Below are 17,441 nucleotides of genomic sequence, written 5' to 3'. Positions count from 1 at the left end.
GGTCCCTTCGTTGGGATTGCGTACGAGGGGTTTTAACCGAGGGGGCGTTTCCGGTGTTCCGGACTTGTACCCTTTGTGGTCCAGGTCTCGCGTTCCCGGCAGCCGGCCCCTCGGCAGCCGGGACGAACTACGCAGGTAGCCCCTGACCTGGCCATATCTCCGGCCGCCGGTGAGCTGCGAGGCGATAAGGTATACGAAAAGCTGTCATAATTGCCTAATTCGGGCCGCATGTCGCCCCGCCGGAAGGAGGAGCGTGTCAGCCCGCAAAGTGATGGCCTGGTACGGCGCCTGGATGGCCGTCCTGGCGGCGCTGTTCTATGCCCTGCCCGGCTGGCACATCCTGCTCTGGAGCACGATCGGCCTCAGCAGCGCCGGCGCCATCGGGTACGGGCTGTACCGCTACCGCCCACGCCGCTGGTCCCCCTGGTTGTGGATCATCGCCGGGCTGCTCCTGCTCTCCTCCGGCGACACGCTCTACAACGTCATGACCGACGTGCTGGGCAAGGTGAACCCGTTCCCCTCCCCGGCCGACATGCTCTACCTGGCGATGTACCCCGCCGTCACGATCGGCCTGCTCGGCCTGTCGAAGGCGGGCGCGGCCAGCAGGGACCGCACCGTGCCGCTGGACGCCCTGATCGTCACGGCCGGGCTCGGCCTGCTCTCGTGGATCTTCCTGATCAGCCCGCAGATCCTCAACCAGGACCTGACCATGAGCCAGCGCCTGGTCTCGGTGGCCTATCCGTTAGGCGACATCCTGATCCTGGCCACGGTGGGCCGGCTGATCGCCGTGGTGCCGTTCAGCCCCACGGTGGCGCTGCTGACCGTGGGCGCGGTCGGCCTGCTGGCCGCCGACGTCATGTACGGCCTGGTCCAGCTGCACGGCTACTGGACCGTCGGCGGCCCGGTCGACCTGGGCTGGATCGTCTTCTACGCGTGCTGGGGCGCGGCCGCGCTGCACCCGTCGATGGCCGACCTGACCACCCCCCGCGTGGTCAGACCGCGCGAGATGCGCGCCATGCACCAGGCGCTGCTCACCCTGTTCGTGCTCATCCCGCTCGCGGTGCTGGTGGTGGGCGTGGGACAGGGGCGACTGAAGTATCCGATGGTCATCGTCGCGTTCGTGGTGACCACGGTCCTGCTGGCGCTGATCCGACTGTTCGGCGTGGTCAACAGCTATCGCGGCAACACCATGCGCACCAGCGGCATCCGCGCCAGCAACGCCGCGCTGATGTCGGCGACCACGGTGGAGGGGGTCACCTGGGCCCTCAAACGCACGGCGGAGCGGCTGCTGCCACCCGGCTCGGACTACCGCGTGGCGATGGTGATGAACGACGGCACGGCGCCCGAGCTGTTCCAGCCGGCGCCCACCACCATGGGCTCGCGGCTGCGCTTCACCAAGTCGCTGCCCCCGGACATCGCGGCCCAGATGGGCGATTTCGAGATCACCATGATCTGCCCGCTCGCCCTGGAGGACCGTCCCACCGGCGACCCGCACATCGGCATGCTGCTGATCTCGTCCGACGAGAACTCGCTCAGCTACCTGCAGCTGCCGATGGAGCTGGTCGCCTCGCAGGCGGCGCTCGCCATCGAGCGGATCATGCTGAGCAACGAGATCATCCGGCACAACAGCGAGCAGTACTTCCGCACCCTGGTGCACAACACCTCGGACGTGATCCTGATCGTCGAACCGGACGGCGGGCGCATCCGGTACGCCAGCCCCTCCGCCCCGTCGGTCTTCGGCACCGCGGAACTTCCCGGCAAGAACCTGTCGCAACTGGTCGACAGCCCGCACCACGCCCTGGTCGCCGATCTGTTCCGGCTGGCGGCGGCGGAGGACGACGCGGTCGACACCGCCGACTGGACCGTGCTGCGGCCCGACGGCACGGCCGTGCAGACCGAGGTCTCCTGCCGTGACCTGCGTGACGAGACGACCGTCAACGGCCTGGTGGTGACTCTGCGCGACGTCACCGACCAGCGCCGGATGGAGTCCGAGCTGACCCATCTGGCCTACCACGACTCGCTCACCGGGCTGGCCAACCGGGTGCGCTTCGCCGAGCGCATCGGCCAGGCCATCGCCCGTGCCGACGCCGACGGCAGCGTCGTCGGCGTGCTCTTCATCGACCTCGACGACTTCAAGGTGGTCAACGACACGCTCGGCCACGAGCACGGCGACCGGCTGCTGCGCGCGGTCGGCCAGCGCCTGGCGGCCGTCCTGCGCACCGACGACGTGGCGGCGCGGCTCGGCGGCGACGAGTTCGCCGCCCTGATCGAGGGCGCGCCGGACGCGGCCACCATCGACGACGTCGCCGACCGGATCGTGGAGGCGCTGGCCGAGCCGTTCACCATCGACGACCGGCTGGTCTCCGGCATCGCCAGCATCGGCATCGCCACCAGCGCCGACGCCCGCAGCGCCCCGGAACTGCTGCGCCAGGCCGACCTGGCGCTGTACGTCGCCAAGGGCGAGGGCAAAGGCCAGTGGCGGCGCTACCAGCCCGACCTGCACACGGCGATCGTGGAACGGCTGGAGCTGCGCACCGAGCTGGACCGGGCCATCGCCGCCAAGGAGTTCACGGTCGAGTTCCAGCCCATCGTCGAGCTGCGCACCGGGGTCACCGCCGGGTACGAGGCGCTGGTGCGGTGGAACCACCCCACCCGGGGCCGGCTGCTGCCCGGCGAGTTCATCGAGGTGGCCGAGGAGTCCGGGCAGATCGTGGGGATCGGCAACGAGGTGCTGCACCAGGCCGTGGCCGCCGCCGCGCGGTGGCAGCGCGAGGCCGGGCCGGCCGCGGTGCCGTACGTCAGCATCAACGTCTCCGCGCGCCAGTTCCGCACCCCGGGCTTCGTGGCCAGCCTGCACGAGACCCTGGCCGAGGAGGGTCTGCCGCCGCACCAGCTCATGCTGGAGATCACCGAGAGCCTGCTGCTGCGCGACGACGACGGGGTCTGGGAAGACCTCACCGAGCTGCGCACCACCGGCATCCGGGTGGCCATCGACGACTTCGGCACCGGGTACTCGTCACTGAGCTACCTGCGCCACGTGCCGCTGGACGTGGTGAAGATCGACCGGCTGTTCACCAGCACCATCGCCTCCTCGGCGCAGCAGGCCGCACTGGTCGACGGCATCGTCCGGCTGGCGCACACGCTCGGCCTGCAGGTGATCGCCGAGGGCATCGAGCGCACCGTGGAACGCGACCTGCTCTCCCGCATCGGCTGCCGCTACGGCCAGGGCTTCCTCTTCGCCCGCCCGCTCACCGGCGAGCAGGCCATCAACCTCATCACCGAGCAGAAGGTGGCCGCATGACGCTCGCGACCCGTCCCGGCAGGACCGCGCAAGGCCAGGTGGCGGCGTGACCAAGGCGTCGCCGCATCTGCCGGATGCGCACAAGGTGCCGTCGGTCGACCAGCTCGACCGGCTGCGCGCGGTGACCCCGATGTACGACGCGGTCATCGACGAGGTCGACGGCCGGCGCATCCGCGTGGGCGGCACCTGGCTGACCGACTTCGCGTCCTGCAACTACCTCGGCTTCGACCTCGACGAGGAGATCATCACGGCCGGCGAGCGGGCGGTGCGCCGGTGGGGCACCCATCCGGGCTGGTCGCGCCTGCTGGGCAGCCCGCGGCTCTACCCGGACATCGAGGAGCGGCTCACCGACCTGCTCGGCGCGCCCGACACCCTGGTCCTGCCGACGATCACGCACATCCACCTCTCGGTGCTGCCCGCGCTGGTCGGCAGCGGCGCGGTGTTCGTGGAGGCCGGGGCCCACAAGACCATCTACGACGGCGGCTCGTACGCCCGCGGGCTCGGCGCGCAGCTCCACCGCTGGCACGCCGACGACCCCGACGAGCTGGTGCGGCTGCTGCGCTCGGCCGACACCGCCCACCCCCGCGTGGTATGCCTCGACGGCGTCAACAGCATGACCGGCAACATCCCCGACCTGCCCGCCCTGGCGAAGATCTGCCGCGAGTGGGGCGCGCTGCTCTACGTCGACGACGCGCACGGCTTCGGCGTCATCGGCGAACGCGGCGACGGCGCGCCCACCCCGTACGGGAGCCGCGGCAACGCGGTGGTGCGGCACTGTGGGCAGACGTACGACGACGTGGTGCTCGTCGGCGGGTTCTCCAAGGCGTACTCCGCGCTGCTGGCGTTCGTCGCGGTGCCGACCGCGCTGAAGGAGCGCCTGAAACTGGCCGCGCCGCCCTACCTCTACTCCGGACCCTCACCGGTGCACTCGCTGGCGGCGGTGCTGGCCGGGTTCGACGTCAACGAGACCCGCGGCGATCAGCTGCGGCACACGCTGCACCGGCTGACCGCCCGGGTGCTGGCGCACCTGCGCTCGCTGGGCGTGCACACCCCCAACCGGGACCAGACGCCGGTCATCGAGCTGCCGCTGGCGCCCGGCCAGGACCTGGCCGACGTGGCCCGCCTGCTCTGGCGGCGCGGCGTGTACGTCACGCTCGCCGCGTACCCGCTGGTGCCCCGGGGGCAGGTCGGTTTCCGGGTGCAGCTGACCTCGGTGCACACCGACGAACAGGTCGACCACCTCAACACGGTGCTGACCGAACTGGACGGCCGCGGCGCCCTGCGCCGCGCTCTGGCTTGACCGCGACGGGCCGGGGCAGGATGGGGCGATGAGCGCTGGAGCGGATCGGGATCGGGATGTGGCGGGGCGGCCCCGGAACGCGCGGCCCCGGGACGAGCTGGGACGCCCGCTGCCGCACGGTGCGCCGGGGGTGCCGACCACCCCGGACGATCTGCGGCTGCCGCCCGACGAGGCTCTCGCCCAAGCCCAGCGGCTGCTGGACGAGGGGCGCGCGTTCCACGCGCACGAGATCCTGGAGGGCGCGTGGAAGGCGGCCCCCGACCCGGAGCGGGAGCTGTGGCGCGGGCTCGCGCAGCTCGCGGTCGGCCTCACCCACGCCCGGCGGGGCAACGCCACCGGAGCCCCGCGCCTGCTGCGCCGCGCCGCCGACCGCATCGCGCCGTACGCGCCGAGCCCGCCCCATGACGTGGCCGTCACCGGCTTGGTCGACTGGTCCCGGGCCCTGGCCACCCGCATCGAGCAGGACGGCCTGGACCGGCTCGGCCCGGACGCGCTCGTCCCGCGCCTGCGCGACCGGCCCTGACGGTCGGCCGGTCCGCGCCGGTCAGCCGAGCGTGATGCCCGTGATCGGGGTGCCTGGCGGCAGGTCGCGGACCTGCTCGTGGATCTGGCCGGCGATGTTCACCGCGACGGTGAAGCTCTCCACGACCACGGACTCGATGGTCACACCTCCGCCGATGACCGGCGGCGGCATGAACGTGTACACCTGGTCGGGTCCGAGCTCCAGACCGAGGTCCGCGGCCTGCGTGGCCAGCCCGCCCAGCAGGTAGCGGTCCTGCCCCTGCTCGGTGGACAGGTCGCGCTCCAGCTCGTCGGCCGAGGCCCAGACCCGGGTGAGGGCGCCCTCGATGGTGTCGAGATACCAGCAGCCGTCCCGGCCGGCCAGGAACACGTCGCCGAACAGCGAGGTGAACAGCGGCTTCCTGCCGTCGAGGCCGAGCCACGACCACGAGTCGAGGGCCTGGGCGTACTGCTGCTCGCTGAACGTCTTGGTGAACCGCATCCGGGCAGTATGCACGACCCGGCGCGGGTCAGCCCGCGGCCAGCGCGAATCCGTCGCCCGCGGCGAAGGTGGCGACGCGATCGAGGCTGGTCTGCACCGTCACCGGGAGGCTGCGGCGCACGGTGCTGCCGTCGCCGAGCCGGCCCGCCCCGTTGTCTCCCCAGGCCACCGCGGGCCGCAGCACCGGCGTGTCCCTGCCCTCGGGGGGCCGCCCCGGTCGGCGCGCCACCCATCAGCGCCAGCAGCGCACCGAACGCCACCACCCCGATTACCCTGCGGTGCTGAGACGTCAGGTGCATGAGACTCCCCCGTGGACGACAGCCGCGGACCCGACCCCGCGCGACACGATTCGTGCCCTTTGTACCCGTGCCCCACCCACCGCCCCACCCGACACGCGGTACGGCCGGAACGACCGCTCACGATCATCCGACTTGCCTGGCAGGTGGGCGAAAGCGCGGCCAAGATACCCACGTCTGCCAGGCACGTCAGACGATCATGGAGTGGTGCGGCGAAGGTTCAGAAGCCGGATACGCGGATCGAGGCGATGACGGACCAGAGGGCGATGCCCACACCTGCGGAGCAGACGGCCGACGTCGTGTAGACCGTCCAGGCGACGGGTGCGCCACGGCGGGCGATCAGGACGGTCACGACGGCCAGGGCGAGCGGCACCTGGACCGCGTCCGACACGACGTATGCCTGAACGAAGGGGTCGTCGATCATCGACCATGACGCGGTGGCCAGGCCGTACATGCCTTCCGCGGCCAGCAGGCCGTACGACAGGCCCGCGGCGGCCGCGGACAGCCCTGGCGAACCGTTGCGCACGACGTGGCCGAGCAGGCCGAAGACCAGCCCCGCGCCGACGGCGAGCACCAGCCAGAAGCCCGCCGCGCGAACCAGGCTGATCAGCCCGTACATGTCGTACGACGAGCCGTCCTCGGTGTAGCCGCCGCTCCAGCGCCGCGACACCACCAGGATGAGCAGGTAGTACACGGCGGTGGCGACGAGCAGCAAGCCGGTGGCGACGACGGGTGCGCGGCGGGCCCGGCGGACCAGGTGACCCGTGACGAACGCGGCCGCTCCCCAGGCGAAGCCGTTGCTGGTCAGCGTCAGCACGATGCGCCCGACGGTCTCGGGCAGCTCGTCCCCGAGGAAGGCCAGCGTGCCGAGCACCGCTCCGGCGGCGAGCACCCAGCGCGGGGACGGGCCGGCCGCCACGGGCGGCTCGACCTCGGTGACGTCCGTGGCGGTCTCCACCGTGGCCATGACCATCCCCCATTCCGGCGCGGAACACAGACTGCGGTTCCACCATCGGCCGACATCATCGCCGAGGCAAGACCCCGGCGCGCGGGGCGGCGGTTTCGCCGCGAGTGCAGTACCGTCGCGGCCGTGACACGGCGTGAGAGCACGGTCAACGGGGTGCGGCTGTCCTTTCTGGAGGAAGGGGTGGCGGGCGGGCCCGTGGTGGTGCTGCTGCACGGGCTGCCCAGTGCGGCGGAGACCTGGGCGCACACCATGGCGGGGCTGGCCGCGACGCACCACCTCTACGCGCTGGACCAGCGCGGCCAGGGCCGCAGCGAGCACCCTGGGATGTACTCGTTCGAGCTGATGCGCGACGACGTGCTCGGCTTCGTGCAGTTCCTGGGCCTACGCGACGTCACGCTGGTCGGGCACTCGGCCGGCGGAACGGTGGCCTGCCTCGTCGCCCAGGAGCGGCCGGGCTGGCTGTCCCGGCTGGTGCTGGAGGACTCCCCGCCACCGTGGCCCGGCGGTCGGCGCTACGAGATCCCGGAACGGCCCGACGGCGAGCTCGACCACGACTGGGCCGTCTTCGCGAGCCTGATGGCACAGGTGAACGACCCCGATCCGGCCTGGTGGGCACGGTTGGACCGGATCGCCGTACCCACTCTGCTGATCCACGGCGGCGCGGCCAGCCCGGTCCCGGCGGACATGGTCGCGGCGGCGGTCGCCCGCATTCCCGACGCCCGCATGGTGACCGTCGAGGCGGGCCACCAGGTGCATCGCAACCAACCGGAGGAGTTCCTCGCCGCCCTGCGGGCCTTCCTGACAGCCGACGACCAGAAGGATGACCTCGACGAACTGGCCCGAGAGGTCGACGCCGCCTGCCGCCTGCGCGGCGAATTCCTGCTCCGCTCCGGGCGCACCGCCACCGAGTACTTCGACAAGTACCGGTTCGAGGCCGATCCCGTGCTGCTCGACGCGCTCGCCGCACGGCTGGCCGCGCTCGTCCCGGCGGGCACCGAGGTGCTGGCGGGGCTGGAGATGGGCGGCATCGCCGTGGTCACCACCCTGGGCCGGCACACCGGGCTGCCGTGCGCCTTCGTGCGCAAGACCGCCAAGGAGTACGGCACCGCCCGGCTCGCCGAGGGCGCGGACGTCACCGGCCGCCGCGTGCTGGTCGTCGAGGACGTGGTCACCTCCGGCGGCCAGATCGCGATCTCGACGCGGCAGTTGCGCGAGCTGGGCGCGACCGTCGAGGACGCGGTGTGCGTCATCGACCGCGAGGAGGGCGGCGCGGCCGCGCTGGCCGCTGACGGCATCACGCTGAGCGCGCTGCTGACCCGCTCCGACCTCGACCGCGCACGGGCCGGCACGGATCGCTAGCCGGGGATACGTTCATCCCCGTCGCCGCCTGTCGTGAAGGGACTTCGCATGCTCCGGCTCACCCGCAAGCGCCTGGTCATCGTCGTGGTCGCGGTGGCGCTGCTCATCGCGGGCGGAGGATACGCGATCCATCGGGCGGCCCGGTTCGACCTCGCGGCGACGGTCCGGCGGCTGGACGCGCTGACGATCAGGATCACCGGCTCCGCTGCCGAGCTGCGCGCCAACGAGTTGCTCAACTACCACCGGGTCGAGGGCGGCACCGCGGCCTGCATGCGCGAACGCGGCCAGCCGTGGCGGATCCATCCGTTCGTCAGCTTCTACCAGGACTTCACCGACGCCGACCTCGGCTACGGCGACGGCTGGGCGGGCGTGCTCGACTCGGTCACCCACCACGGGCGGCGGTTCGTGCGCAACGCGATGGGCAGTGCCCGGCTGCCCGAGGACCCGCTGGCGACGCAGTGGCACCTGGGACCGGACGACGACGTCGACGCCTGGGTGGCGGCGAGCAACTCCTGCCGGGAGAGGTACGAGCACCGCGACTACCACCAGCCTGATCCGCCGATGGGGGCGTACGACCTGGTGAACCTGCCCGGGTTGCAGGGGCGGATCTCATCGCATCCGACGGTGCTCGCCGCGGGGCTGCCGTACTCGTCCTGCATGGCCGAGCGGGGGCATGACGTCGGCTGGGACCGCCGCGACGACTTCCTGTTTCGGAACTGGGACCTGCGCCGGGAGGAGGCCCCGATCGACGGCCGTCCCGCCGGGCCGGGATGGGTGCTGGCGGAGGCCGAGCTGACCGCGCTGTTCCGCGACGACGCCGAGTGCCGGATGCCCGCGTACACGGCCGCGATGCGGCTGCTGTCGTGGCGGCTGGACGCCTGGGAGGCCGAGCATCGTGAGCAGCTCGACCGCATCCGCGCCGACTGGGAGCGCCGCCTCGCCGAGGCCGCGCGGCTGCCCACGGAGATCACGCTGCCCCCGATCGCGCCACGGCCCTCTCCGGGCCCCTGAACCCGCAGGTCACGCCACCGGCAGAGTTAAGAAGGGCACCTTCTACGACGCATGGCGTTGTGCCGGGCTGCTGCTCGTCTCGCTGACGCGAGCCGACGATGCCCTTCCTTTCGGCTTAGGCGACAGTGCGGCCGGCGGTCGCTCACCCCCGTTAGCGACCGCCGGCCTTTCACTGTCCGGGTGGACGCCGTCCCCCAACGGCATCTGTCCACCCATCCCCCTGTGCACTTCGCTCGGCGCCACCAACCTGAAGAACCTGTCTTCCGGCCGGGCCGGCCCGCTGGGACCCCTGGGGCCTTCATCGAGCGTCGCGCCACTGGGGATCACGCTACGTCGCCTGACCTGGGGTCGTCCAGGGCAAACTCAAGATTTTTTCACTGAAAGTAATCGGGGCTCCACTCTCCGCGTTCGCCACGGAGTGCGGATTTCGCACCCGGCCACCGCACGGATGCGCACGGTTTCCGCCGTTTCACGCTTCCTGCGCCACCGGATCGTGCCCGGGTGGGCGATTCGGCTACAGCCGCTGGTACATCACGTGCAGGCCGACGCGGCCGTGACTCGGGTGCTCGAACGCCTCCGGCACCGTGGTGAGGATCTCGAACCCGATCGCCTGCCACAGCCGCACGGCCGCCGTGTTGGTCTCCACCACCGCGTTGAACTGCATGCCGTGGTATCCCTGCGCCCGCGCCCAGTCCAGCACGTGCTCGCCGAGCGCCCGGCCCACGCCGCGGCCGCGGTGGGCCGGGTCGACCATGAAGCTGGCGGTCGCGATGTGCGCGCCCCGGCCCGGCCGGTTCGGGCCCATCTTGGCCGACCCGAGCACGGTGTCCCCGTCCACGGCCACCACGGTCCGGCCCGGGGCCCGCTCCATCCACCACGGCCGGGCCTGTTCGGCCTCCATGCCCTCCGGGAAGGCGTAGGTCTCCCCCGCCGCGACGATCTCGGTGAAGAACGGGTAGATCGCGGGCCAGTCCTGGCCGCTCGCCTCTCGAATGATCACGCCGGGACCCTACCGCCCCCTCGATCATTCGACTTGCCTGGCACCTGTGCGTATCTTGAGCGCCCTTTCGCCCGGTTGCCAGGCAAGTCGAGTGATCTTGGGGGTCAGATCAGGTCCGCGAGGGTCACGTCGGTGGGCGGCGTCGTGACGCGGCGGGTGACCCGGCGGGCTCGGACGTTCGCGGCGTGGGCGGCCGCGCGCAGGGACGCCGCCGCGGCGGTCGCGGCCTCGGTGGCAAGCCAGGCCTGCTTCTCGGTGTCGGCCGCCCGGCGGTAGGCGGTGCGCAGCGACGCGCGGGCGAACTGCGACAGCATCGTCTCCTGCTCGATCGGGTGGCGGCGCGGGTCCCAGCCGGCGCGGTGGGCCAGCGCGTCGCTCAGCTCCAGGGCGGACAGCTGCTGGTGCGAGCAGGCCGACATGGCGGAGCGGTGCAGGTGGCGCTCACGGAAGGCGTACTCGGCGGGGGTCTGCGGGGTGCGCGGCAGCGGCAGCGCGGCGGCGGTCAGCTTGCGGCGTGCCTCGGAGTCGGCCTCGTCGTAGCGCTGCCAGGCGGTCTCCGCCACGTCCTGCGCGGCCAGCCACTCCTCCCGGCGGCGGCGGGCGGTCGCCGCGGCGCGCTCGGCCGCGACGGTCGCCTCGCGGGCCTTGCGGACCAGCGCCTGGGCGTGCGCGGCCAGCAGCGCCTGCTGCTCCAGCACCTCCGGCGCGGGCGCCACCGGCTGGGGCTCCGGCTGGCGGGTGTACAGGGTCAGCGCGCCGATGGCCACGACGGCGAGCACGGCGAGCAGCGACCAGACGAGCGCGGCGTTCGGCAGGTCACGGAGGAACAGGTCCAGGACGACGTTCATGATCGACACCTCGGGGTGGTGGAGGGGTGGACGCGACACCAGGGTTCGTCGCGAGGTGGGGTTACTGCGGTGACAGGGCGCGGCAGGGCGGAAGGGCGGCCACGAGAAAGCTGCACGCCGCGAACATGGCGCGGCGGCGACGGGAGGTTACGCGGGCGGGGCGCGGCTGCCCTGCGCCCGAAGGTGCGCCGATGCCGGCAGCCGGTCGGTGTCCACGACGATGCGGGCCGTCACGGCCGGCGCGGTGGTTCCGATCTGGACGGGTGCGGCCGCCACCGGGGCGGGTGCCGCCTCGTGCCCGGCGGCCTCGGTGCTCGCGGCGGCCTGTGCGGCGTGCGGGCGCGGGGCGGCCTGCGCCGCGGACTGCCCCGCCGAGGGGGCGAGCAGCAGGCTCATCAGGACCAGCGCGGTCAGCAGACGCGCCGAAAGGCGCGCGACCCACCGGATTGGACCGGTGAGCGCGCTGAATGTCACAAAATGAAAACTACCCCGTTCGAGCGAACGTCGCATCCGGAGTGATCGAGACCACAGGACACGGCCGCGCCGGTTCTCTGACAGACTGGCGACCGTCGCTGCCCGACGAACCCGGGGGATCACATGAGCAGCACCGCCTCGCCGATCGTGGAACCCACGCCGACGCTGACCCGCCTCGCACCGGACGTGTACGCGTACCTGCAGCCCGACGGCGGCTGGTGCGTCAGCAACGCGGGAGTGCTGCTCGGCGAGGACGCGGTGACCCTGATCGACGCGACCGCCACCGAACGCCGCGCCCGCCTGCTGGCCGAGCACATCGCCACGCTGACCTGGGCGCCGGTGCGCACCCTGGTGGTCACCCACCGGCACGGCGACCACCACTACGGCGCGCGCACGGTCGCGCCCGACGCGGTCGTCGTCGCGCACGAGAAGGCGCGCGCCGACATCATCGGCGACGGTCTGAACCTGCCCGGCATCTGGCCCGACGTGGCGTGGGGCGAGGTCGCCCCGGCCGTGCCCACGCTCACCTACACCGACCGGCTCACCCTGCACGCCGGGGCGCTGCGGGTGGAGCTGTGGCACCCCGGTCCGGCCCACACCACCGGCGACACCCTGGTCTGGATTCCCGAACACCGCGTGCTGTTCACCGGGGACGTCACGTTCTCCGAGGTCACGCCGCTGTGCCTGATGGGCTCGATCGAGGGCTCGCTGGAGGTGCTGGGGCAGCTCGCCGCACTCGATCCCGCGGTCGTGGTCAGCGGGCACGGCCCGCTCGCCGGGCCGGAGGTGTTCGAGGCCAACGCGGCATACCTGCGCCTGGTGCAGGAGCTGGCCGCCGACGGACTCGCGGCCGGGCTCACCCCGCTGGAGGCCGCCCGCCGCGCCGACCTGGGCCCGTTCAAGACCTGGCTGGACGCCGAGCGGCTGGTCGCCAACCTGCACCGGGCGTACGCCGAGGCGCAGGGTGTCGAACGCGGTGCCGAACTCGACAACTACGCGATCCTCGCCGACGTGGCCGCGTTCAACGGCGGGCGTATCCCCACCTGCCTCGCCTGACGTGGCCGGCTGGTTCCCGCCGTCCGGAGAGCTGCGCAGCGCCGCCTACGCCACGTTCGCCAACACCGTCGGCGGCGGGCTGTGGACCGCGGGCGGCGCGCTGTACCTGACCCGGGTCGCGGGCCTGCCCGCCACCGTGGTCGGCGCGGGCCTGTCCGCCGCCGCACTGGTCGGCCTGGCCGCGAGCGTGCCCGCGGGGCGGTTCGCCGACCACCGCGATCCGCGCTCGCTGCGCGCAGTGCTGCAGGTGCTGCAGGCGGGCGCGGCGCTGATGTTCCTGCTCGTCGACTCGGCGGCGAGCTTCCTGGCGGTCGCCGCCGTCGAGGCGCTGCTGGTCACCGGCAACCTGACGGTGCGGGCCGCGCTCGTCGGCGCACTGGGCCGGACCGCCGGGCGGGTGCATGTCTTCGCGACATTGCGCACGGCCGCGAACACGGGCACCGCCATCGGCGCGGGTCTGGCCGCGCTGGCCCTGGCCGCCGACAGCCCGGCCTGCCCCCGCGGGGCGGAGCCGGTCACCGGCTGACCGGGTCCGGCATCGGCAAACGCCCCCGCCACGCCGGCCCCGCTTCTAGGCTCGGGGCGTGGAACTGCGCGTGTTCACCGAACCCCAGCAGGGCGCCACGTACGAGCAGTTGCTCGGGGTGGCGCGGGCCGCCGAGGACGCCGGGTACGGCGCGTTCTTCCGGTCCGACCACTACCTGAAGATGGGCGACGTGACCGGGCTGCCGGGGCCGACCGACGCGTGGACCACGCTGGCCGGGCTCGCCCGCGACACCAGCCGGATCAGGCTCGGCACGCTGATGACCGCGGCGACGTTCCGCCTGCCGGGGCCGCTGGCGATCAGCGTGGCGCAGGTCGACGCGATGAGCGGCGGCCGGGTCGAGCTGGGCATCGGCGCGGGCTGGTACACCGAGGAGCACGAGGCGTACGGCATTCCTTTCCCGCCCGTCGGCGAGCGCTTCGACCGGCTCGGCGAGCAGTTGCACATCATCACCGGGCTGTGGTCCACCCCGCTCGGCGGCGCGTTCGACTTCCATGGCAAGCACTACACGCTGACCCGGTCACCGGCGCTGCCGAAGCCGGTGCAGCGCCCGTACCCGCCGATCCTGCTCGGCGGCGGCGGCAAGCGGCGCACCCCGGTGCTGGCGGCGCGCTTCGCCGACGAGTTCAACATGCCGTTCGCGAGCGTCGAGGACACGGCAGCGCAGTTCGGGCGGGTCCGGGACGCGTGCGTGCGCACCGGCCGCGACCCGGGCGCGCTGCGCCTGTCGAACGCCCTGGTGCTGTGCTGCGGGCGTACCGACGCCGAGGTGGCCCGCCGTGCGAAGGCGATCGGCCGGGAGGTCGACGAGCTGCGGACCAACGGCCTGGCCGGCTCACCGGCGGAGATCGTCGACAAGATCGGCCGGTACGCCGAGATCGGCGCGCAGCGCGTCTACCTCCAGGTCCTCGACCTGACCGACCTCGACCACCTGGACCTGGTCGCCTCCGAAGTCGCCCCGCAGGTCAGCTGACCCGGCCATGTTCGTCCGTCCTCGTCGGCCGGGCCGACCGGGGCTCCGTGCTGTGCCGGAACCCCGGTCGGGCCGCCGCGTCAGCCCGCCCAGTCGGGCAGCGGCTCGCGCGAGGCCAGCCACTCGGGCGGGATGCCGGCGAGTCCGGTGTACGCGGCCACGATGCCGCCGACGATCGCCGCCGTGGTGTCGACGTCCCCGCCCGCCTCGACGCAGGTGCGGATCGCCGCCGGGTAGTCGTGCAGCATTCGCGCCGCGACCCAGACCGTGAACGGCACCGTGTCCTGCGCGGTGATCGCCGCGCCGTTGCCCAGCTCGTACGCCGCCTCGGCGGCCGGCAGGTGCAGCATCCGCCGCGCCCGGCCGAGCCCCCGGTGCACCCGGCCGGGCGGCGTCAGCGCCCGCACCGCGTCCACGAACGGCCCCGGCTTCGGGCGGGTGCCCGACAGCCGTCCCGCGCAGGCGTGACTCGCGGCCACGGCGACGGCGACCGCCCCGGCCACCCCCTCCGGATGGGCGTGGGTGACCATCGCCGACGCGACGGCCTGCTCGGCGGCGCGGACCGGATCGTCGGGGAAGTACGCGCCCAGTGGCGCGACCCGCATCGCGGCCCCGTTGCCGCACGAGCCCTGCCCTTCGAACGCCTCGGTGGCGGCCTGCTGCCAGGGCGCGCCACCGCGCACCCGCCGCAAGATGATGAACGCGCCCACGCCGTACCCCCGGTTGGGTTCGCAGCGCTGCGCGAACGCCTCGACGAGCCGGTCCGGGTCGATCCCGCCCGCCTCGTTCAGCATCCAGGTGATGGAGCAGGCCATCTCGGTGTCGTCGGTCCATTCCCAGACCGGCGGCGGGACGACGCCCGCCACGAGGTCGGCGACCCTGCGGCCGACCATGAAGTACTGCGCTCCCAGCGCGTCCCCGACGGACAGTCCCGCCAGGCTCTCGGCGGCGTATCCGCGCCGCGTGTTCTCGTGTAGGACGAACCTCATCGTGCCGCCGATCATGTCCCACCGAGTCCACTCCAGCAATCGCTTAACCGACCGCGGACCGGACCTCTGCCAGTAGCGCCATGGCGGCGTCCACATCGGTGACCGCCGCCTCGGCGAGTTCGGCGAACCCGGACGGCGCGATCGGCAGCCGGGCCGCGGAGGCGACGATGCCCTTCTCGTTGACCGTCCAGCGGCCGGCCCGCCCGTGCAGCGCCTGCGCCATCACGCCGACCGAGCGGAACAGGCAGCCCGCGACGTACACCCGGTCCTGCGGCACCTTGCGCGCGCCCGCGATGGAGAACTCCGCCTCCCACAGCCCCGCGACCAGCGCATCCCCGAGCGCCGCCGGGTAGTCGAGCGTCAACTCCCGCAGCTCGGCCAGCTCCCCGGCCGGATCGGCCAGCACCCGGCACAGCGCGACCTCTCCCGCATAGGCGTGGCTGTAGAACCCGAGCGGATGCCCGACCTGCCGTTCGACGGTGTACCGGCCCTCGCGGCAGTCGTCCCACACCGCCCGTACCCGGTCGAGGTCCCGGTAGATCCAGTCGACGGCCTGCCCGTCCACGGTGAGCCAGCCGCCGCCGTCGACCCACGGGCCCCAATCCCCCGGCCGGTGCACGTCGTGCGCGGAAGCCACCTCGGCGGCCAGCGCCCGCAGCGCGTCCACGTCGAGCGGGCCGCGGTAGTACAGCCCGAGGTCGGTGTCACTGTCGGGCCGGTGCTCGCCGCGGGCCCGGCTGCCGCCCAGCACGACGGCCTCCACACCCGGCACCGCCACCAGCCGCTGCGCAAGATCCATTTCCACGGCAGCCCACACTACCCGAGCGGGCCACCGCCTTCAGGACCGCTCTGCACGCCGCAGACGGCACGCACCGGTCAGGACCAGTGGCCGTCCGGCCCGGCGCCGGTCTCGGCGGGCACCCGCAGCCGCATCGCCGTCGCCAGGTCACGGCCGGCGCACAGCAGCCAGCCGTGGCGCAGCTGGCAGTCGTCATGACCGGTGCCGAACCGCGCGACCGGCGTCACCCGCAACACCGCAGCGTCGAGATCGACCCGGCCCAGCCGTCCCGGCTGCCCGAGCGCCAGCTCGACGACCCAGAGCCGGTCCCCGTCGTTGAGCACCGGCGACCAGCCGACCAGGTCGGCGAGCACCGCTCCGGTACGCCGGTCGAGCAGCTGACTGTGGGGACGGTCCACACCCCGGCGACCCGGGTTCAGGAATCCGGCCACGACGGTGCCGCGGCTCGGCACGTCCACCGCCCCGCCCAGCGCGAAGTTCGGCAGGTCGCCGAGGAGCTTGCCGCTGTCCAGGTCGTACAGCTGGGTGTCGTGGAAGTCGGGCCGGGCGCACACGGTGTCCTCGCCGCACAGCGACAGCTCCCACGGCACCATGCCCGGCTTCGGCATCGGGAAGGTCTGCCCCTTGGCGAACGTGGCGCGGTCGTACACCGTGACGGTGGTCGGCAGGGCGGTGCCGCCGCCTTCCGGATACTCCGCCTCGGGTTTCACCAGCAGGTGCCGCTCGGTCGCGTCGACGATCCACGAACCGGGCGGCAGCGTGCCGAGCGTCGTGAGCCGCCCGGTACGCAGGTCGAGTGAGCGCAGCGTGCCCTGGTCGTCGCGGAGCAGCGCCATGTCGCGCTCCACCAGGTTGACCGTGCCCTGCCACGGGGCCCGCCACAGCTGCGCGCCGGTGCGCAGATCGACGCCGACCGAGTCCTCCCTGCAGCCGTTGCACGTGATGGCGACCACCGAACCGGCCGGCGGCCCCACCAGGCTGTGCGGTCGCCGCCACAGCTCACGTCCAGTCCGCAGGTCCAGGCCCACCGTCTGGCTGTGCGACATGTTGGTCACGCCGTCCTCGCGCGCGCTGCCGAGCACGACCAGCACCCCGTCCGAGGCCACATGCGTGGTCACGTTCCCGACGCCCGGATCCGCCGACCACAGTTCCCGGCCGTCGTTCAGGTCGAACACCGCCAGAGTGTCGTCCGGCTCGAGGGAGTAGCTGCGGCGCAGCGCGTACCCGTCGGCGACGACCTCATACTGCTGCCACTCGCCGAGCGGCGGCAGTTCCGTGCTCACCCGGAACGGCCCGCCCCCGGCCGGGCCCGGCAGCGACAGCAGCAGCGCCGCGCTCACCACACCGGACAGACCCCTGGCCCACCACCGCATCGCGGCCTCCCCCGTCACCATCGGACGGACGGCACAGTACGACACCACACCCAATGCCCGCCGCCCTTTAACCACGGGCGGACGGCGCATCCGGTCCGGGCAATCCGCGTACGCTCGCCGCCCCGCCGCATAACGTGGAGATACGCCC

At 72.8% G+C, this 17,441-nt stretch carries 17 protein-coding genes and 1 pseudogene; 9 read left to right on the top strand and 9 right to left on the bottom strand.

Annotated features, from left to right (window positions below):
* Positions 1-253 precede the first annotated feature (253 nt).
* From AB0B35_RS34490 to AB0B35_RS34480, 3 genes are all read left to right on the top strand, one after another.
* Positions 254-3,301, top strand: coding sequence for an EAL domain-containing protein (locus tag AB0B35_RS34490; RefSeq protein ID WP_361053759.1), 3,048 nt, complete (start codon positions 254-256; stop codon positions 3,299-3,301).
* 46 nt (positions 3,302-3,347) lie between these two features.
* Entirely contained in the window at positions 3,348-4,601 is a 1,254-nt protein-coding gene (locus AB0B35_RS34485) for a pyridoxal phosphate-dependent aminotransferase family protein (protein WP_361053756.1), read from the top strand.
* Positions 4,602-4,731: 130 nt separating this feature from the next.
* Entirely contained in the window at positions 4,732-5,124 is a 393-nt protein-coding gene (locus tag AB0B35_RS34480; RefSeq protein ID WP_361053753.1) for a DUF309 domain-containing protein, read from the top strand.
* Between the two features lie 21 nt (positions 5,125-5,145).
* Here the strand turns inward: AB0B35_RS34480 and AB0B35_RS34475 are convergent, their stop codons facing one another.
* The 3 genes from AB0B35_RS34475 to AB0B35_RS34465 all read right to left on the bottom strand — a co-directional run bounded on the left by AB0B35_RS34475 (position 5,146) and on the right by AB0B35_RS34465 (position 6,867).
* On the bottom strand, positions 5,146-5,604 hold the full coding sequence (locus tag AB0B35_RS34475; RefSeq protein WP_361053750.1) for a hypothetical protein: 459 nt from the start codon (positions 5,602-5,604) through the stop codon (positions 5,146-5,148).
* A gap of 28 nt (positions 5,605-5,632) precedes the next feature.
* Entirely contained in the window at positions 5,633-5,788 is a 156-nt protein-coding gene (locus AB0B35_RS34470; RefSeq protein ID WP_361053747.1) for an RCC1 domain-containing protein, read from the bottom strand.
* A 332-nt stretch (positions 5,789-6,120) separates the two neighbouring features.
* Complete coding sequence (locus tag AB0B35_RS34465) at positions 6,121-6,867, bottom strand: DUF6518 family protein (protein ID WP_361053744.1); 747 nt, start codon at positions 6,865-6,867, stop codon at positions 6,121-6,123.
* Positions 6,868-6,990: 123 nt separating this feature from the next.
* On the opposite strand from AB0B35_RS34465, the pseudogene AB0B35_RS34460 reads away from it, so the two are divergent.
* The 3 genes and pseudogenes from AB0B35_RS34460 to AB0B35_RS34450 all read left to right on the top strand — a co-directional run.
* Positions 6,991-7,638: pseudogene (locus tag AB0B35_RS34460) on the top strand (alpha/beta hydrolase); the annotation flags it as partial.
* A gap of 63 nt (positions 7,639-7,701) precedes the next feature.
* Positions 7,702-8,226 carry a phosphoribosyltransferase family protein gene (locus tag AB0B35_RS34455; protein ID WP_361053807.1) on the top strand — a complete coding sequence of 175 codons (525 nt, stop codon included), beginning with the start codon at positions 7,702-7,704 and terminating at the stop codon, positions 8,224-8,226.
* Between the two features lie 48 nt (positions 8,227-8,274).
* Positions 8,275-9,237, top strand: coding sequence for a hypothetical protein (locus AB0B35_RS34450; protein ID WP_361053742.1), 963 nt, complete (start codon positions 8,275-8,277; stop codon positions 9,235-9,237).
* 514 nt (positions 9,238-9,751) lie between these two features.
* Here the strand turns inward: AB0B35_RS34450 and AB0B35_RS34445 are convergent.
* The 3 genes from AB0B35_RS34445 to AB0B35_RS34435 all read right to left on the bottom strand — a co-directional run bounded on the left by AB0B35_RS34445 (position 9,752) and on the right by AB0B35_RS34435 (position 11,559).
* A complete protein-coding gene (locus tag AB0B35_RS34445; RefSeq protein WP_361053739.1) occupies positions 9,752-10,237 on the bottom strand; it encodes a GNAT family N-acetyltransferase in 486 nt (161 codons plus the stop codon).
* 104 nt (positions 10,238-10,341) lie between these two features.
* Positions 10,342-11,085, bottom strand: a complete 744-nt coding sequence (locus AB0B35_RS34440; protein ID WP_360540804.1) for a hypothetical protein — start codon at positions 11,083-11,085, stop codon at positions 10,342-10,344.
* Positions 11,086-11,232: 147 nt separating this feature from the next.
* Positions 11,233-11,559: a hypothetical protein gene (locus tag AB0B35_RS34435; protein ID WP_361053736.1), complete on the bottom strand. Its 327-nt coding sequence runs from the start codon at positions 11,557-11,559 to the stop codon at positions 11,233-11,235.
* Positions 11,560-11,682: 123 nt separating this feature from the next.
* Here AB0B35_RS34435 and AB0B35_RS34430 point away from each other — a divergent pair, with 123 nt between their 5' ends.
* Genes AB0B35_RS34430 through AB0B35_RS34420 form a run of 3 tightly spaced genes read left to right on the top strand, consistent with a single transcriptional unit; the run spans position 11,683 to position 14,132 of the window.
* The gene (locus tag AB0B35_RS34430; protein WP_361053733.1) at positions 11,683-12,615 is read left to right on the top strand and encodes an MBL fold metallo-hydrolase; all 933 of its coding nucleotides are present in this window, start codon (positions 11,683-11,685) and stop codon (positions 12,613-12,615) included.
* 1 nt (position 12,616) lies between these two features.
* A complete protein-coding gene (locus AB0B35_RS34425) occupies positions 12,617-13,141 on the top strand; it encodes a hypothetical protein (protein ID WP_361053730.1) in 525 nt (174 codons plus the stop codon).
* 58 nt (positions 13,142-13,199) lie between these two features.
* Entirely contained in the window at positions 13,200-14,132 is a 933-nt protein-coding gene (locus tag AB0B35_RS34420; protein WP_361053727.1) for an LLM class F420-dependent oxidoreductase, read from the top strand.
* Between the two features lie 80 nt (positions 14,133-14,212).
* Here AB0B35_RS34420 and AB0B35_RS34415 read toward each other — a convergent pair whose 3' ends face one another.
* From AB0B35_RS34415 to AB0B35_RS34405, 3 genes are all read right to left on the bottom strand, one after another.
* On the bottom strand, positions 14,213-15,121 hold the full coding sequence (locus AB0B35_RS34415) for an ADP-ribosylglycohydrolase family protein (RefSeq protein ID WP_361053724.1): 909 nt from the start codon (positions 15,119-15,121) through the stop codon (positions 14,213-14,215).
* 43 nt (positions 15,122-15,164) lie between these two features.
* Positions 15,165-15,920, bottom strand: coding sequence for a nucleotidyltransferase domain-containing protein (locus tag AB0B35_RS34410; protein ID WP_361053805.1), 756 nt, complete (start codon positions 15,918-15,920; stop codon positions 15,165-15,167).
* A 77-nt stretch (positions 15,921-15,997) separates the two neighbouring features.
* Positions 15,998-17,314 (bottom strand): PQQ-binding-like beta-propeller repeat protein, encoded by a 1,317-nt coding sequence (locus AB0B35_RS34405; protein ID WP_361053721.1) that lies wholly within the window; start codon positions 17,312-17,314, stop codon positions 15,998-16,000.
* Between the last annotated feature and the right edge of the window lie 127 nt (positions 17,315-17,441).

The sequence above is a fragment of the Catellatospora sp. NPDC049133 genome (assembly GCF_040648455.1).
Taxonomy (GTDB): Bacteria; Actinomycetota; Actinomycetes; order Mycobacteriales; family Micromonosporaceae; genus Catellatospora; species Catellatospora aurea.
The sequence above is the reverse complement of the archived record's forward strand: the minus strand, read 5'-3'. Positions and strand labels throughout refer to the sequence as shown.

Bases quoted from the DNA above. Each gene is read 5' to 3' on its own strand.
- AB0B35_RS34430 (WP_361053733.1), top strand. From the start codon at position 11,683: ATGAGCAGCACCGCCTCGCCGATCGTGGAACCCACGCCGACGCTGACC.
- AB0B35_RS34415 (WP_361053724.1), bottom strand. From the start codon at position 15,121: ATGAGGTTCGTCCTACACGAGAACACGCGGCGCGGATACGCCGCCGAG.
- AB0B35_RS34475 (WP_361053750.1), bottom strand. From the start codon at position 5,604: ATGCGGTTCACCAAGACGTTCAGCGAGCAGCAGTACGCCCAGGCCCTC.
- AB0B35_RS34410 (WP_361053805.1), bottom strand. From the start codon at position 15,920: ATGGATCTTGCGCAGCGGCTGGTGGCGGTGCCGGGTGTGGAGGCCGTC.
- AB0B35_RS34405 (WP_361053721.1), bottom strand. From the start codon at position 17,314: ATGGTGACGGGGGAGGCCGCGATGCGGTGGTGGGCCAGGGGTCTGTCC.
- AB0B35_RS34440 (WP_360540804.1), bottom strand. From the start codon at position 11,085: ATGAACGTCGTCCTGGACCTGTTCCTCCGTGACCTGCCGAACGCCGCG.
- AB0B35_RS34450 (WP_361053742.1), top strand. From the start codon at position 8,275: ATGCTCCGGCTCACCCGCAAGCGCCTGGTCATCGTCGTGGTCGCGGTG.
- AB0B35_RS34465 (WP_361053744.1), bottom strand. From the start codon at position 6,867: ATGGCCACGGTGGAGACCGCCACGGACGTCACCGAGGTCGAGCCGCCC.